10 protein-coding genes, 1 tRNA gene and 1 pseudogene are annotated in these 17,599 nt (G+C 35.2%); 8 read left to right on the top strand and 4 right to left on the bottom strand.

The genetic code is table 11. The annotated features are described in order from the left end of the window. The coding region (locus G7034_RS00005; protein ID WP_166398911.1) for a type II toxin-antitoxin system TacA family antitoxin at positions 1-2,183 on the bottom strand (2,183 nt) is incomplete at its 3' end. A gap of 134 nt (positions 2,184-2,317) precedes the next feature. Here G7034_RS00005 and G7034_RS00010 point away from each other — a divergent pair. Next, positions 2,318-3,664: a tail fiber domain-containing protein gene (locus G7034_RS00010; protein WP_166398912.1), complete on the top strand. Its 1,347-nt coding sequence runs from the start codon at positions 2,318-2,320 to the stop codon at positions 3,662-3,664. A gap of 15 nt (positions 3,665-3,679) precedes the next feature. Continuing rightward, positions 3,680-3,901: pseudogene (locus G7034_RS00015) on the top strand (T9SS type A sorting domain-containing protein); the annotation flags it as partial. Positions 3,902-4,842: 941 nt separating this feature from the next. On the opposite strand, the gene G7034_RS00020 reads toward G7034_RS00015, so the two are convergent. Then, positions 4,843-5,895, bottom strand: coding sequence for a LacI family DNA-binding transcriptional regulator (locus G7034_RS00020; protein WP_166398913.1), 1,053 nt, complete (start codon positions 5,893-5,895; stop codon positions 4,843-4,845). 207 nt (positions 5,896-6,102) lie between these two features. Between G7034_RS00020 and G7034_RS00025 the strand changes: the two genes are divergently transcribed. The 6 genes from G7034_RS00025 (at position 6,103) to G7034_RS00050 (ending at position 16,379) form a co-directional block, all read left to right on the top strand. Further along, a complete protein-coding gene (locus tag G7034_RS00025; protein ID WP_166398914.1) occupies positions 6,103-9,042 on the top strand; it encodes a SusC/RagA family TonB-linked outer membrane protein in 2,940 nt (979 codons plus the stop codon). Between the two features lie 3 nt (positions 9,043-9,045). After that, the gene (locus tag G7034_RS00030) at positions 9,046-10,674 is read left to right on the top strand and encodes a RagB/SusD family nutrient uptake outer membrane protein (protein ID WP_246166689.1); all 1,629 of its coding nucleotides are present in this window, start codon (positions 9,046-9,048) and stop codon (positions 10,672-10,674) included. Between the two features lie 13 nt (positions 10,675-10,687). After that, a complete protein-coding gene (locus G7034_RS00035) occupies positions 10,688-11,956 on the top strand; it encodes a SusE domain-containing protein (RefSeq protein WP_166398915.1) in 1,269 nt (422 codons plus the stop codon). 62 nt (positions 11,957-12,018) lie between these two features. Then, positions 12,019-14,853, top strand: a complete 2,835-nt coding sequence (locus G7034_RS00040; RefSeq protein WP_166398916.1) for an alpha-amylase family glycosyl hydrolase — start codon at positions 12,019-12,021, stop codon at positions 14,851-14,853. 304 nt (positions 14,854-15,157) lie between these two features. After that, positions 15,158-15,230: transfer RNA gene (locus G7034_RS00045), tRNA-Lys, on the top strand. A 546-nt stretch (positions 15,231-15,776) separates the two neighbouring features. Beyond that, the gene (locus tag G7034_RS00050) at positions 15,777-16,379 is read left to right on the top strand and encodes a class I SAM-dependent methyltransferase (protein ID WP_166398917.1); all 603 of its coding nucleotides are present in this window, start codon (positions 15,777-15,779) and stop codon (positions 16,377-16,379) included. A gap of 86 nt (positions 16,380-16,465) precedes the next feature. Here the strand turns inward: G7034_RS00050 and G7034_RS00055 are convergent, their stop codons facing one another. Further along, positions 16,466-16,984, bottom strand: coding sequence for an OmpH family outer membrane protein (locus G7034_RS00055; RefSeq protein WP_223177598.1), 519 nt, complete (start codon positions 16,982-16,984; stop codon positions 16,466-16,468). A 63-nt stretch (positions 16,985-17,047) separates the two neighbouring features. Next, a complete protein-coding gene (locus G7034_RS00060) occupies positions 17,048-17,500 on the bottom strand; it encodes an SRPBCC family protein (protein WP_166398919.1) in 453 nt (150 codons plus the stop codon). Positions 17,501-17,599 lie beyond the last annotated feature (99 nt).

The following is a 17,599-nucleotide window of genomic DNA, read 5'->3' on the forward strand; positions in this document are numbered from 1 at the left end:
AAGTTGGGGTCTCCACTTTGAAGCGGAGGAATTTCATTAACAATAAGTTCAAAAGAGGTGAAAGAGAAGCAACTTGTTTCTGTTTCGGTTACTCGGACAAAAATTTCTTGCCCACTAGAGGTAAACGCTTCCGGATTAATGATCTCATTTTCGTTATTTTCCGCATCGGTTTGTGAAGTGTAAAACTGCAGTTCATGTTCAATTACTTCGAGACCATTTAAAATAATTAGTGTTTGAGTTGTTAAATCAAAGGTAAATTCACCGATTAGGTCAACATCACAAGCTTCTACTGCAGTCATATCTTCCGCTTCGGCAATGAGAGGCAGTAAATCAGCTTCCAGTTCCAATTCGGTAAAGGATGCACAGCCGTTGGTAATATCGGTAACTCGTACAAAAAGTGTTTGTGAAAAGGCATTTTCGTTGGTGTAGGGACTGGTTAATCCGTTTTCGATAGTTAAATCTTCTGCTTCAACTTGGGTGGTGAAGAATTCTACTTCGTAATTTGGATTTCCGTCGGTGATTTCATCGATTTTAGTAGTTAAATCAAATTCTGTAAATCCGAGTTGTTCTTCAGAGAAATCACATTCAGAAAGGGCTTCAGGAGCGTTGATTTCAGGAGGCGGAAGGGTTTGAATTTCAAATGAATTGACGGCAAAACAATTGCCGTCGAAAATTCTTACCCAGAGGCTTTCTATGAGTTCGGTGGGGTTGTAATCTGCTGGGTTTTCAATGGAATTTTCACCTTCCTCAGCATCTTCTTGGCTAAGGTGGAAAGTTGCTTCATCATCGGTGTCTTCAGCATCTTCTAGGGCTACTTCTAAGTTGAAAAAAGATTCTGATAAGTTGGTACATTGGGAGAGGTTTTGGGTGGTGAGGGGTGCTGGGGAGGTAGGCAGGAAAAGCTCCTGCTCAAAATCGTTGTTGAGGATGTTACTTTCATTAATAGGATTACTGCCGTCTTCCAAAGTATTGACTTTGGCTATTAGTGTGGTGTTTTCGGGGATTTCATCAGGAATGGTGATGCTTAGAAATTGAGTTTCTGAATCGTCTATAGCAATTTCAGCTTGGGTGAAGAAAGTGTCTAAAAAAACTTCCTCGCCATCTTCATCTAACACAAAAAAAGAAATGGGCGTATTGATAGGCAGCACATCGCTGGCGTCGAAGTTACCTACTGTTGTCTCTACCGTAAAATCCCGCTCGTCGCACTCACCTACTCCAGAAAAATCAACTAGCTCTACGGTAGCGTCTGGGAGCTCGGAGCGGAAAACAGTGACTACGTTTTGGATGAGGCGTGTAAATGTAGAGCTAAAAGTAATTGTTGCTTCTGTATCACCTACTTCAATAAATTCAGAAACGTCAAAAAAATCTAAATCCATATTCCATAAATCAGTAGCTCCAGTATAAGAATTTGTACCATTAAATGGATTATCAACAGGATTTAAAGGTGGATTGCTCAATTGGTTTCCATTAAATGAAATGCTTTCATTTAAAAATAAATTAGGACTTCCATTCCAAGCTAAAAACCCCATACGGGCATTATCTGTACTAACAACATTAAGGTTATCAATATTTATAATTGTTGTTGCATTGATACCGAAACCATAAACAGATGCTAAACCATCATATATATTGACTTGTTGTGTGGGTAAAGTATTGTCTTCATAAACTACAATTATTGACCAACCAGAGTAATATTGAGCTGTTGAGCAATAGTTATTTAAAATTGGATTTAAATTAAGTTCAGAAAAGGTATATAAACTATTGCCCCATTGTTGTACTATCTCAGTAATATTTTTGAAAGAACCAAACCAAAAAACAAAATTTGTTTCTTCTGGATCTACAACACTTATTTCATCAGCAAATAAAGTTTGTCCATTTAGTTGAACTTCAGGATCAAAAAGCCCATCCCCAATTCCAGACCAATACAGATAAGCTGCAACAACTTCTTGGTCAGGATCTAAGTCTAAATTAGCCGAAGACTCGGTTAGCATTTGACATGGTGGTGGCGGATTTTGCCAATTGTCAAATTCATTCAGTGTATTACCAATAATTTTGTAATCAAATTGTCCGTTGAATTGAGCACGTAGTTCCAGCGGAATATCTGTTGGTACTTGAGCATTAATTCCATAACTCAAAAAAAACAAAAAGGTAAATAAATAGCATATATATATGTTAATTTTCATATTATCAAATTTAAACATATTGATAAATGTCTTAGACCCTAAAAAGTTAATATATAGTTAAAAAAAAAAACAGGTAATTGATTATGAATGATTTATGTTTGTAAATTTAAAATCTAACTTAAAAACATTTAACTATGAAACATTTACAATTACTTACAGTTTTCTTAATGCTAAGCGCATTAAGTTATGGGCAGCAATTTAACCAATCAACAAACCCAGTTATTAATCCTATTAATAATCCAATAGACTCAAATGAACCTGGTTCCCAGTTTAATGGACAAGAAAAATTTAGATTTCAGGCTGGTTTAATAACTCAACTAGATTCAATTATTGATGGTAGTACAGTAGCAAATGATCTTTTTAATTTTAATAACAGGTGGTTTTCTATTGGAAGGTTAAACACTGGAACACAAGAAGTGTATGGCTTACGTTTTCAATTGCCACAAAAAGCATTAACCTTTGGTTATCAGGATGTTAACGACACCAATCCTAGGATTCAATGGATTGGAACTGGACAAGATTTAGGAAATTTAGAGTTTAGGGTGGCAGATGATTTTATGTCTACCAATTCTGATTTAGTAGCAACTATGCGCAATGATGGTGGGACGGTTTTTGCAGAACAAAACTTATCTTCATTTACTGATGCTAAAGTAGGAATTAATAATTCTAGTTTTGCTAAAGCATTAAATATTATTAACGAAAGTGGAAGTATTGGTGTCGATGTTTTTCAAAACAATACTAACATTATAAATACATGTTATAATGCTACTATTCCAGAAGGAATTAAAGGACAAAGAAACATAGGTTATGACGTATCAGTTAATGCAAATTCCTCTGAAAATATTGGTTACAGAGCTAGAGTAGAAGGTCAAGCAAATTTTAGATTTGGATTTCAATCAAGTTCTGTAGGTGAAGGTATTACGAATTTTGGAATTTCGGGATCTGCATCTGGTGCTGATAATAATTATGGTATTTTTGGTCGGGTAAGTAACACAAGTGGGGTTTCAAATAATCCAGGGGATTTTGCGGGATTTTTTGATGGTAACATTACTACAACAGCTGGTTTTTTTGCGCCGTCAGATCAAAAACTAAAAGAAGGTGTGAATCAATTAGAATTTGCTTTAGAAGATTTAATGAAGCTACAGCCCAAAACCTACAATTATATTAGTTCAAAAAAGATTAATCTTGCAGAAGGAAAGCAATTTGGATTTATTGCCCAAGAGTTAGAAGAGGTTTTTCCAGAACTTATCAAAGAGATTAGTAAACCAGTTTTTAATGAGGAAGAAGAAGTTAAAGAATATCTTGAATACAAATCAGTTAATTATTTGGGTTTAATTGCTGTTTTAACAGGCGCTATTCAAGAATTAGCTGAGGAGGTTGATCGCTTAAAAGAAACCAATGAAAGTTATGTGGTTTTCAGTGACCGTTTAGAAGCAGAAGAAATGGAGCGTCTTAGAAAATTAGCTTATCAATTAGAGTAGAATTATCCTAATCCTTTTCAAGGTAGAACTTCAATTGAATACAGCATTCCTGATGATGAAAGAAATGCCTCTATCATGGTATTTAATATGACAGGAAAATTGCTGAAAGAATTTAAATTAAGAGAAAAAACAGGTAAAATTGAAATTACTTCGGATGAGTTTCAGCCCGGTATTTACTTATATAGTTTAATTAGCGATAACAACGAGATTATTACTAAGAAAATGATTGTCAAATAAAATTTATAATATTGAGTAAATTTACTTTTAAATGCGAGGCACAAAGCTTCGCATTGTTTTTTAAAAATATTTTTATCAAGACAATACACTATTCCTTTTATCTTTCCGTATAAAAGATAGGAAGACTTGGGATTTTATGTTTTAGATTTTTCATTGTAGAGGCGTTTGGATTGTTTTATTGGTAGAGGTGTTTGGATAAAACGCCTCTACCAATAAAATACGGGATTATTTTTGAATTGACATAGATTTTCATTACGGGGAGATTCCGGATAAATTTCTAGGAAATTTTCCGGAATGACAGTTCAATGAGGATGGGGAAATTTTTGCGGTATGACAGGTTAATGAGGGTATTGGAAATTTTTTGCGGTGTGACAGGTTTACAAGGCTGTTGGGGAATTTTCCGGAATGACAAGTTAATAATAGGGGTTTGTTATTCCGTTAGAGCGATAGCGAGATGTGGAATCTGAAGCATTGGAATTCTATTCATGTTTTTTGTTAGGAAGTTTGTTTGCGTTAGGGATGGGAGTGGAAATCCTGCTTTTGGAGAGCTATATACCATTTATCAATTGAAATTACCGTAATAAAACACCCTTTTTTCCTTTCTGTTACATTACAAATAATAAATGGCATTAGATTTTTTTATTTTGAAAAGCGACCGGCAGGAAGCTCTTGAAAAATTCTAAAAATCTTAGCTTTACTAAAGCAGATTGGAACGGACAGCCCGACCTTTCTTTTATCAAAAAAAAGAAAGGGAACGCCCAAATAATAACTAATACCTATTTAACCATCAAATGACGCTATTTAGCTCATTCATTTTTCCATATATTTCCTTGTTCACAATTTCCGTCCCGTACGTACGGGATGCAAATTATTCACAGCGTTATATATGAAAAAAGCAATTTCGCTTTATAAACGACATTTAATAGCCAAATTGGTATAATTTAAGACTTTGACTTTGTGGTTTCGCGTAGTACTAAATCGGTTTTAACTACCACGGTTTGATAGGTTTCGTCTTCTTCGTCTTGCTTTTCTAAGCGCTCTATGAGTAATCTGGCGCAGTCCTCCCCCATTTCAAAGCCGTGTTGACTAATGGTGGTTAATGGCGGATAGGCGTGCTTAGATAAAACTCCGTCTGTAAAGCCAATTACCTGAAGTTGTTCTGGAATTTGAATGCCGTTTTTGCGGGCGACTTTCATGGCGGTGATGGCGTAGAGCTCGTTGACAGCAAATATGCCATCAAGTTGTTTGTTTTGCTTAAAAAAAGTAGCGATTTGTGCTTCGAGTTGCTCTAAATTATCGTTTGAATTTAACTTATCGTCTATTTTAAGAATGAGGTCGTCATTTTTTGGAATATGGTTATGATTAAGGGCTTCCAAATAACCACGGGTGCGCAACCTACCTACGCTTACGTAATCTTTGGTGCTAATGATACCGATTTTTTTACAGCCATTTGAAATGAGTTGCTGAACGGCTTTTTTGGAAGTGGCTACATCATCAACAATAACTTTATCGCAAAGGATTTCGTCCACTACTCGATCAAACATGACGATAGGTACACCTTGGTCTATGGTTTCGGTGATGTGATGAAAATCTTCTTTAGCTAAGGTTTCTTTGGCTACGGAAATGATAAATCCATCTATACTTCCGTTGGCTAACATATCTAAGTTAATCACTTCTTTGTCGAATGACTCGTTAGAAAGTCCTACAATTACATTATAGCCTTGTTCATTGGCATATTTTTCTATACCAGAAATAACCGTGGTGAAAAAATGATGCACTATTTCTGGAATGATGACGCCAATGGTCTTGGTTTTTCGGTTTTTAAGACTAAGCGCTATATTATTAGGTCTATAATTGTAAAGTTTAGCAAAAGCTTTAACGCGTTCTTTGGTTTTTGCTCCAATTTCTTTACTGTCTTTAAGAGCTTTAGATACCGTAGAAACAGATACATCTAGTTCTTTAGCAATGACTTTTAGCGTAGGTTTTTGTTTCATTAGTGTAAATTAGACTTCGAATATATAAATTTTACGGAATATTATTGGCTTGTTAGTAAAATATAGCTTGAATAATTGTTAAAATAAAAAACTTATCCACACGAAAACGTTTTAGTATTTGTTGAGATTTATATATTTGAATGGCTTTACATACTTTTAACATCGGAAGTAGAAGTATAACTTAATGATAACGTTAATTTAAAATTTATGCAAACACTTAAACAATTGTATTTGTTGTTTTTATGTTTCCCGATGTTTGTTTTAGGACAAAATACAATTTCGGGTACAGTAACGGATGATAATAACATCCCTGTACCTGGTGTTGAAATTCTTGTGCAAAACACCACACGCGGAACAACAACAGATTTTGACGGTAATTACTCAATCGATGTAAATAATGGCGATGTGCTGTTATTTAAGTATTTGGGTTACAAAACAGTTCAGGTAGAGATGGATGGTCAAACCACAGTAGATGTTAATCTAGAGCCTGATGAGAATGTATTAGAAGAAGTTGTACTTGTTGGTTATGGTACTTCTAGAAAAAAAGATATTACAGGGTCTGTTTCTTCCATTAGTAGAGAAGAGATGACCAAAGGTAATATTGTTAGTCCTAACGATTTACTGCAAGGTAGAGCTGCAGGGGTTAACATCAACAATTTTGGTGGTGCGCCAGGTGCTCCCGCTCAAATTAGAATTAGAGGAGGCGGTTCTTTAGGTGCAAACAATGATCCATTAATTGTTTTAGATGGCCTTCCGCTTGAATTTAATGCTCCGGGTGGAGCTAGGTCTCTATTATCGTCATTAAATCCTAATGATATCGAATCATTTAGTGTATTAAAAGATGCTTCTGCTACTGCGATTTATGGTAATCGTGCTTCTGCGGGGGTAATTATTATTGAAACGAAGAAAGGAACTAAACAGTTTCAAGTAGATTATAATTATGTAGCTGGTGTATATACTCCTTTTAATCAGATTGATGTCTTTAATGCTAATGAATTTAGGAGCCTAATTGCAGAAAGAAGGCCAGATGATGTGAGTTTGTTAGGAGACGCCAATACCAATTGGCAAGAAGAAATTTACAGTACCGCCTTATCTTCTGATCATAACATCTCTATAAGAGGTACACTTTTAGATCGAATTCCTACACGCTTATCTGTGGGTTATTTAGATCAAGAAGGGATAAGGTTAACCTCTAGTTTTGAGCGAACAAATGCCTCTTTAGCAATGAATCCTACTTTTTTTCAAGATCACTTAAGAGTAAATTTAAACGCGAATGTAGCTTTAGAGAGAAACCGCTTTGCAGATGGAGTTGAAGGTGCAGCTATTCGTTTTGACCCTACACAACCTGTTAGAGATCCTAATTCGCCATTTGGTGGGTTTTTTGAGCATTTTGTAAATGATAATGGAACACCAACTCCGGAGTTAACTGTTAGAAACCCTGTAGCCTCCTTATTACAAAGAGATAATAGAACAGAGGTAAATCGGTATTATGGTAATATGAATTTAGATTATCGTTTTCACTTTTTACCCGAAATGAGAGCTGTGGTTAACTTAGGTTTAGATATTAGTGAAAGTTCAGGTCGCAATCTTTTAGATCCGATGAGCGCAAGTGGTTTTAATTCTGAAAATGAACGCGTTGGTTCTGAGTCTATTTTTGATGCAACCCGAAGAAACTACTTAGCAGATGGATATTTAAATTACAAAAAAGATTTAACTAGTAAATTAAATGGAGATTTCACTCTTGGATATTCTTATCAGCGTTTTGAAGATGACGGATTTAATATTCCTAACTTAAGAGACCCCCTTTTTAATGAACGATTTGACTTTGCTAACTTAGACTTAGTATTGGTCGCATTTTTTGGACGTGCAGTTTTTAACTATGATGACAAATACATCCTAACTACCACTTATAGAAGAGATGGTTCTTCTAGGTTTAGCTCTGAAAACAGATGGGGAGACTTCTTTTCGGGAGCCTTTGCGTGGAATATCATGGAAGAAAATTTCATGGAAAATCAAACTACTTTTGATAACTTAAAACTAAGATTAGGTGTTGGTCAAACAGGACAGCAAGAGATAGGTAGAAGAGGAATTTATTTGGCTAATTATAATATTGGAAGAGAAATTGATCGATCTGCTTATATGTTTGGAACAACCCCAATATTACCGGGTTTACCATCTAGTAGAAACGAAAGAGCCCAATGGGAAACTTCTACTATGTATAACGCAGGTATTGATTATGGTTTTTTTAATAATCGCTTATACGGTAGTATAGATGCTTACTTTAGAAAAACCGACGATTTATTCATTAATGCAGGAGTGCCTGATGGCGCCAACTTTGCTAATTCCTTTTCTCAAAATAACGGAACCTTAGAAACCAAAGGACTTGAGTTAGAAATTGGGGCTACATTGTTTGATAATGAGGGAGACAGTGACAAGTTTAACTGGAATGTAAACTACAATGTCACTTTTATGGATCAAGAAATCACAGCTTTAGCCAATGATGAAGAAATTAGAGTAGGTGGAATTGCGGGAGGTACAGGCAATACCGCACAAGTACATCAAGTAGGAAATGCTCCTTCTGCCTTTTATGTATTTAACCAAATATACGATGCAGATGGTATGCCTATTGAAGGTGCTTATGCTGATTTAAATGGCGATGGAATCATCACCGATGATGATAGATACGCCTATAGAAATCCGATGCCAGACGTAGTTATGGGATTCCAGTCTTCTATGGAGTACAAGAACTTTGATTTTTCATTTAACTTAAGAGCTAGCATTGGAAATTATAATTACAACAACGTTGATTCTGGAAGAGCTCAATATAACTTTTTACAAGATCAATCTCAGTTAGGAAACATTCCTAGATCGGTTTTAAATACTAATTTCAATGTTCAAGAAAATGTTATCTTGTCTGATATTTATATTGAAGATGCTTCATTCTTAAGAATGGATAACATTCAATTAGGTTATACCTTTAAAGATGTATTGAGTAAAGGAAATAACTTTAGAATCTGGACTGGTGTTCAAAACGCCTTTGTAATTACCAATTACAGCGGATTAGACCCAGAGATTGTAGGAGGTATTGATAACACTATTTTCCCAAGACCACGAACATTCTTGCTTGGGGCTAATATCAACTTCTAAATTATGAATAAGAAAATAATTAAAGTCATGAAAAAAACAAATTATAAGCTTTTTAGCTTCAGTATTTTAAGCTTGGTTTTAGTGCTACTAACAAGCTGTGTTGATGACATGGATATCACACCAAATGACCCGAATTCATTTTTGGATGAAGATTTTTATAGTCAACCCGGTGCTTATGAACAAGCCATTGCTGGAGTCTATGGAAACTTGCAACTTACAGGCTTACAAGGCCCAGGCTCATCAAACATTACAGGTCTAGATGCAGGTACAAGTCAGTATGGCCGAGGCTTAATGAATTTACAAACTTTTAGTACTGATGAAGCTATTTGGTCTTACGAAAACGACCCCGGTATTAGAGAAATCCAACGTAAAACCTGGAGCTCACTTAACCCAATTCTCTTAGGAATGTTCAGTAGAACAATGGTTTCAGTTGCTTTTGCCAACGAGTTTTTAAGACAATCAACAGATGATTTATTAAACCAACGCAATGTACCTGAAGCAGAACGTCCAGAAATTGCTCAATACAGAGCAGAGGCTAGATTTTTAAGAGCGCTTGCTTATTACCATCTGATGGATTTGTTTGGTAAAGCTCCTTACTACGATGAAACTATCCCTGTAGGAAGTTTTCGTGGGGAAGAAATGAATCGTCAAGAGATATTTGAATTTGTTGAAGCAGAATTATTAGATATCATGGACGATATGGCAGCACCAAGAAATGTAGATTTTGGAAGAGCAGACCAAGGAACCGCTATGATGGTTCTAGCTAAAATGTATTTAAACGCCGAAGTTTACACAGGTACTCCTCGTTACACGGAGGCTATGGATTACATTGAAATGCTATTAGGTTCGGGTTATTCTTTAGCTAATGATTATCACAATAACTTTAGAGGAGATAACAGCACTAACGAAGCAACTAATGAAATCATTTTTGGTATTCCAAGTAATTTTGAAAACTCAAGATCATTTGGCCCTACAACAGTAATGACCAACGGTGGCGTTGGAAGCGTAGAAGGAAACAGCAACGATTTTGGCTTATTTAATCCTGGTTGGGGTGGAGCTATTCGGTTAACTCCTCAGTTTGTTGAGAAATTTGATGGGCCTGAATTTGAAAATGATGCTAGAAATACCATTATTGGAGAGGATAGACCGTTGGTAATAACCAACATGAGTAACCAAAGTGAAGGTTATGTTTTAGTAAAATACACCAATATAAATAGTGATGGCTCTAATCCAGAGGTAGATACCTTCAGCAATGTAGCCTTTCCTATGTTTAGATTGGCTGATGTTTATTTGATGTACGCCGAAGCTCACCTAAGAGGTGGTGGCGGTAGCATTGGTGAAGCCGTAGGCTTAATTAATGAATTGCGACTAAGAGCAGGAGGACAAACTATAAGTGAAGGTGATTTAAATCTAGACTTCATTCTTGATGAAAGAGCTAGAGAATTACATTGGGAATCGCACCGAAGACAAGATTTAATTAGATTTGGTAAGTTTTCTGGTGGTCAGTATATCTGGCAATTTAAAGGTGGAGCAGCTAGTGGACTTCCTACAAGTAGTATAAGAAACTTGTATCCAATTCCATCACAAAGCTTATCAACCAACCAAAATTTAACACAAAACCCAGGATATTAAAAAACATAAAACAATGAGAAATAAAATTTCAATTTTAATAGCAGGATTAATCCTAACTTTTGGATTTACAGCCTGTACCGATGATGACAACTTTCGTTTTCAAACCAACGAAGAAGTAGATCAAATTACTTTCTTAAACGAATTCTTACCTGAATACGTTTTAAGTGAAGAAACAGCAAACAACAATGCAGAACGATTTATATGGGCAACACCTGATTTTGGTGCGCCAACTGCAATAAATTATGTGCTAGAAACCTCTCAAAATGGTACTTTTGAAGATGATGATTTAGAAGTAGTAGCTACTTCTACTGAAACCAATGCTTCGGTAAGTATTGGAGATATGCTTTCATTAGCTAATGACAAAGGATTAAGTAATAGTCAATTAGAAGATGAAGAAGGAAACCCCGTTTTTGACGAAAATGAAGAACCTGTGTTTAATAATGAAGGGGAATTATTTTTTAGAGTAAGAGCAGACCTTGGAGATAATGCTGAAAATACTCCTGAAGCTGTTTCTGAAGTTACTACCTTAAATGTTCGTATTCTTATAGAAACTGAAGAAGATGACAGCCCTGAACCTTCAGGCGATTGTGAATTTGACCAATTGTGGATTGTTGGCGCGGGTGTGCCTGACGCAGGTTGGGGATGGGATTCTCCAGTTCAACTTTTGTGTACAGGTGATAATGTTTATTCAGGAAATGTATTGTTTGATTCAGATGGTGACGGAAACTTTAGATTCTTCACAAATGCAGATGAACAATGGAGTTCGCCTAGCTACAACTTCCCTTACTTTGTGGAAGAAGGATTCACCATTGACCCCGTATTTGAAGATGCAGAAGATGGAGACAATAACTTCTTATTTACTGGAGAAACAGGCGTTTATTTCTTAGAAATTGACTTTGTAAACCAAACGATTACTGTTGGCCCAGAACAAGTTGAAGGAAATTGTGATTTAGACCAACTTTGGTTAGTAGGCGCCGGTGTTCCTGATGCAGGATGGGGATGGGATTCTCCAGTTCAACTTCCTTGTACTGGTGATAACGTATATTCAGGAAATGTAAACTTTAGCCCTGATAACGATGGTAACTTCCGTTTCTTTGAAGATGCCGACTTACAATGGGATTCGCCAAGTTATAACTTCCCCTACTTTGCTGATGATAGTTTTACAATAGACCCACTCTTCCAAGATGCTGAAGACGGTGACAATAACTTCCAATTCATTGGTGACGCAGGTACTTATTTTCTTACAGTTGATATGGAAAATAAGACAATTACATTAGAATAATAATTTTACCTAATGGCTGTTTGACCTCAAACAGCCATTATTGTATTTAAAAATAAATAACGATGAAAAAAATAAGTTTGCTCTTAAGTTTTTTAATGGGCACAACATTAGGTTTTGCACAATTAAGTGTAACACCGACTACCTTTGATGTAGATGATGAAATTACAATTACTATTGATTTAGCACAGAGTCAGTGTAATTCTATTCCCTCTACCGCATCAACGGTGTATATGCATTCAGGCATAGGAACTGAAGCTAACCCTTGGGGAATGAATGTAGTTGGAAATTGGGGGGAAGACGACGGTATTGGCGAAATGACCAGCCAAGGAAATGGAATATTTAGCATAAGTATTACGCCAAGCGAATATTACAGCCTTACTTCGCAAGAGCAATCTGATGCAACCCGCATGGGAATGGTATTTAGAACTGCAGACGGTTCTGGTGAAATGAAAGAACCTCCTGGATGTGATGACTTTTTTGTTAATGTAGGTTCATTTCAAATGACCTTGACTAATCCAACACAAAATAGTGTAATTGTCTCTGAAGGTGATAATTTCACTGTTAGCGCAACGGCAAGTCTTAATGCTGATTTTGAATTATTTGCCAATGGAAGTTCAATTCATACCTCAACAAATACAACAAGTTATTCGCATTCTTTTACAGTGAATGAAGACATGTTAGTAGAATTAGTAGCTACACAAACAGGGGGCACAGACACCAAATCTGAATCATTTAATCTTGTTTTAGATCCTGAGCCTCAAATTTTAGCACTTCCTGAAGGAATGGAAGACGGAATTAATTATAATTCAGGTAATCCAGATGAAATCACTCTAGTATTGTATGCACCTGGTAAAGAGTTTATTCACGTAGCTAGTAATTTAGCTGACAGTGATTATAACATCAACAATACGTATTTGATGAATTTTGATCCAGCTACAGATAGACACTGGATCACCATTGATTTATCCAATCACAACGAAGATCATTTATTTTATGAGTATGTAATTGAAAATAGTTTTCGTGTTCCCGACCCCTACTCTAGATTGAGCTTAAATGAATTTAATGATCCCTTCATTAGTTCTGAAGGAGTTTTTCCTTATTTACCAGAATTTCCAACAGATAAAACTGAAAACATCCTAACCTGGGTGAGGCTTAATCAGGCTGAATATGATTGGCAGATTCCAAATTTTGAACGCCCAAATCAAGAAGATTTAGTAGTTTATGAATTATTGATTCGCGACTTTGACGAAAATCATAGTTATCAAGATGTGATTAATCGTTTAGATTACTTGGAAGAATTAGGAGTAAACGCCATTGAATTTATGCCTATTAGTGAGTTCGACAATAATGACTCTTGGGGCTATAATCCGTCATTACACATGTCTATCGACAAATACTATGGAACTCCAGAAAAATTTAAAGAATTGGTAGATGAATGTCATGCTAGAGGAATGGCGGTAATCTTAGATGTGGTTTATAACCATGGCACAGGACAAAGTCCGTACTTTAGAATGTATAATGATTGTAATGGATGTTTTAACGGTACTCCAACATCAAACAATCCTGTTTTTGCAGAAACTGACCCTAACCCTGTATTTTCATTCTTTGAAAAAGTGGACCATAACAAACTTTACACCCATGAGTGGTTGGATAAGATGAACAAGTACTGGTTAGAGGAATACAATATTGATGGATTTCGCTTTGACTTCACAAAAGGTTTTACAATGACGCCCGGAGACGGGGGAAGTTTTGACCAACCAAGAATAGATAATCTTACTAGAATGTATAATGAAATTAGAGCTTATGATGAAACAGCTTTCGTAATTTTAGAACACTTTGCTCCGGATAGTGAAGAGCAAGTATTGATTAATCATAGATTTGATGGAGGCAATCCTAATGAAAATGGAATGTTGACTTGGGGAAATGTGAACTTTCAGTATAGTCAAGCTTCTATGGGCTACGACAATTCTAACTTTAATCGAGTAAGCTACAAAGGAAGGAATAATAGTGATAACTGGAGCCCACACTCAATATTAGGCTATATGGAAAGCCACGATGAAGAAAGACAGATGTTTAAAAATGTGAGTTTTGGAAATGGAAGTGGAACTTATGATATTACCGAATTAAATACAGCATTAGAACGTTTGGAACTAACTGGAGCTTTTTTCTTTACCGTTCCAGGACCAAAAATGATCTGGCAATTTGGAGAAATAGGCTATGATTATAGTATCAATCATTGTCCTGACGGAAGTATAAGTAATGACTGTAGAACTGCTCAAAAACCACTTGTTTGGGATTATCTCGAAAACCCTAATCGCATGCAAGTTTACGATACTTGGAAAAAATTGATTCAGTTTAAAAAACAAGACCCAATTTTCAAAACAACTAATTTTACTTTAGAAACTGCAGACGATGTGGAAAAGAAAATATTCTTAATAAACGATGACGCAGCCTCAGATGAAATTAAGTATGTAACTATTGTGGGGAACTTTGGGGTAAATCAAATCACTACTCAACCTTTCTTTCAAGAAACTGGAACATGGTATAATGTGTTAGAAAATTCACCATTTGAAGTAACCGACACTAATATGTCGATTACTTTAGAAGCAGGAGAATTTATTGTTTTTGCCAATAATTCTGCAGGAACACTTTCAATTGAAGAGCAAGAAACAACTCTGTTTAGCTTATACCCAAATCCAGCTAATAACTATTTTGCTATAAGTGAAGCGGTAGAAGAAGTTGAAATCTTCAATATAGAAGGTAGAAAAATAAATTCTTATCAAGGAAACTTTACCGCTAATCATAGATTTGACATCTCTAATTTAAGCTCGGGAGTCTATTTTCTGAAAATTAAAAAAGGAAATCAAACTAATCGTAAAAAACTTATTATTGAGTAGTAATTTTTTCATTTTTAATTAATTTTTGTTAGGCTATTTCTTTTGAGAAATAGCCTAATTTTTAATTTATACTAAACAATAGCAATCACTTTAACTATATTCAGAAAGAAACAGAAGTTAATAACTAATAGGCCGCTAAAATAACTCCGTAAATAAATTAAAAACTCAAATGCTTTTAACTGATGCAGAGGCAATTAATTTAAAAAAAATCAACAAGAATTAAAATTGCTTAAAATTCATTAAATTTTCTTTAAGTAAAGGATTTGCAGGCTACAAAAAAGTATTATATTTGCCAACTCAAAATGATCTGGTAGCTCAGTTGGTAGAGCATCTCCCTTTTAAGGAGAGGGTCCTGGGTTCGAGCCCCAGCCAGATCACTTTTCTTACCTCTGAAGTTGATGGGCGAAAAGTTTATCCCGTGATAGATTTCAAGGAAACGCAGTGACCATAGAAATCTTATACGGGAAGCCCCAGCCAGATCACTTTTCTTACCTCTGAAGTTGATGGGCGAGAAGTTTATCCCGTGATACATTTTAAGGAAACGCAGTGACCGTAGAAATCTTATACGGGAAGCCCCAGCCAGATCACTTTTCTTACCTCTGAAGTTGATGGGCGAGAAGTTTATCCCGTGATAGATTTCAAGGAAACGCAGTGACCATAGAAATCTTATACGGGAAGCCCCAGCCAGATCACTTTTCTTACCTCTGAAGTTGATGGGCGAAAAGTTTATCCCGTGATAGATTTCAAGGAAACGCAGTGACCGTAGAAATCTTATACGGGAAGCCCGCTATCTAAATTACACAGCCGTTTGTTTTAAGGCGATAGAATTATACAACTAAACTCTTTCAGAGCTTTTTCTCATTGATGTGACGAAAGTTACTTATAGAGAAGAATAGTGTTTTTAAGTTTGTATCAAAAAACAAATGAAAGAATTTTGGGATGAAAGGTATAGTGAAAAGGAATTTGCTTACGGAGCTAGGCCAAATGTGTTTTTCAAAAAACAAATTGACCAATTAAAACCAGGAAAAATACTTTTGCCTTTAGAAGGTGAAGGAAGAAATGCCATCTATGCGGCTTCAAAAAAATGGGAAGTTGAAGCTTTTGATTTTTCTGAAAGGGCAAAAGAAAACTGTTTGAAAGAAGCAGCTCAAAAAAAACTCAGAATTAACTATACTGTGAGTGATGCATTAAGTTATAATTCGTCCTCAAAATTTGATGCCATAGCTTTACTGTTTGCCCATCTACCCTCAGCCACAAGAAATAAATTTCACAGTTTATTAATTGAATTTTTAAAACCTGGTGGAATTCTAATCGTACAAGGTTTTCACCCTAATCAATTATCAAAAGGCTACAAATCTGGGGGGCCTAAAAATTCAGATTGGCTGTATGAGCTCAGTCAGCTTAAGTCTGATTTTAAACAGCTTAGACAAGTTTTAGGAGAGGAAACCGAAACCCTTCTTGATGAAGGAAAATATCATCAAGGAAAAGCTTACGTAAGCAATTTTATAGCACAAAAGAAAATATAAAATGTAAAATATTTTAAGACAGGAAGCACATAAAAAAGGCGAAAACCAAGTTTTCGCCTTTTAGTTATATGTTTAGTAATAAAAAATTATTCTTCATCCAGCATATCTGTAGGAAGCTCTAGCATTTCCATTACTTTCTTGGTTAAATCATAATCAGGATGTACATAAACTAGATTTGAACTTTCAGTAAAAACCTGTGTATAATTCTCCTTTTCTACAATTACTTCAAGAGCATTTCCTATTTTGTTGTAAAGCGGACGTAATAAATCTTCTTGTTTTTTTCTAAGTTTCTGTTGAGAATTTTCTTGCATCTTCTGAATATCCTCTTCCAAATCGGCAATTTCATTCATTCTAAATTTTTTCACAACCTCGTTTAGGTCCTTTTCTTCAGCTTGGTATTTCTCAGTTAAATCTTGATATTCTTCAAAACGTTTTCTCAACTCACTATCAAGTTCTCTGCTGTAAGCTTTCATTTCTTGATCTACGCTTTCAAGCTCAGGCATTTGAGACATAATAAATTCAGTATTTATTGTTCCTACCTTAGTTTGAGCCTGTCCAAATCCTACAATTAAAAGACCTAAAATTAAAAGTGCTTTTTTCATCATTCTTATTTTTTGATATGCAAATAAAACGTATTTTTTGTAAAACAACAATTATATGGCGTAAAACTATTTTTTTCTTTGAGACACTTCTCTTTCGGCAAAAGCCTTAAAATCAGTCATCACTTGTTCTCCTCTTTGTTTAAAAATTCCAGGCATAATTTTACTAATAATACGCATAGCTCCATGAAATTTGAATTCGCTCTCATTTTTCCAATGGGTTTGATTTTCATTAATTGCCTTAAAGTAATTTTTTTGTATGCTGTCAATTCCGTTGGCGGAATATTTTCCATGCCATTCATTAGGCAGTTTTTTTTTGATTATGGTTTCTATCATAATGATTGTTTTAATTTCTAAATCAACTTTCAGCTTGCGTTTTGCTCCAACCTCGCCGTTCTCTCCTTTTATCAATTTGCTGTATTTCAAGCCTCTTTGCCAATCTGGTAGTAATTCTGGATTCTCAAAAATAGCAATTACTTTACTTAAGGGTAGGTCAATTATTATTTCAGTAGTGTATTTCATGAAAACAAATTTAAGCCTTCAATCCTGGCAAACAATAATTTTATGTAAACTTAAACATTGTAAAGCTGGTTCAAATTATTACATTTGCTAGACCTAAAA

The sequence above is a fragment of the Psychroflexus maritimus genome, from assembly GCF_011089875.1.
In the GTDB taxonomy this organism is placed as follows: domain Bacteria; phylum Bacteroidota; class Bacteroidia; order Flavobacteriales; family Flavobacteriaceae; genus Psychroflexus; species Psychroflexus maritimus.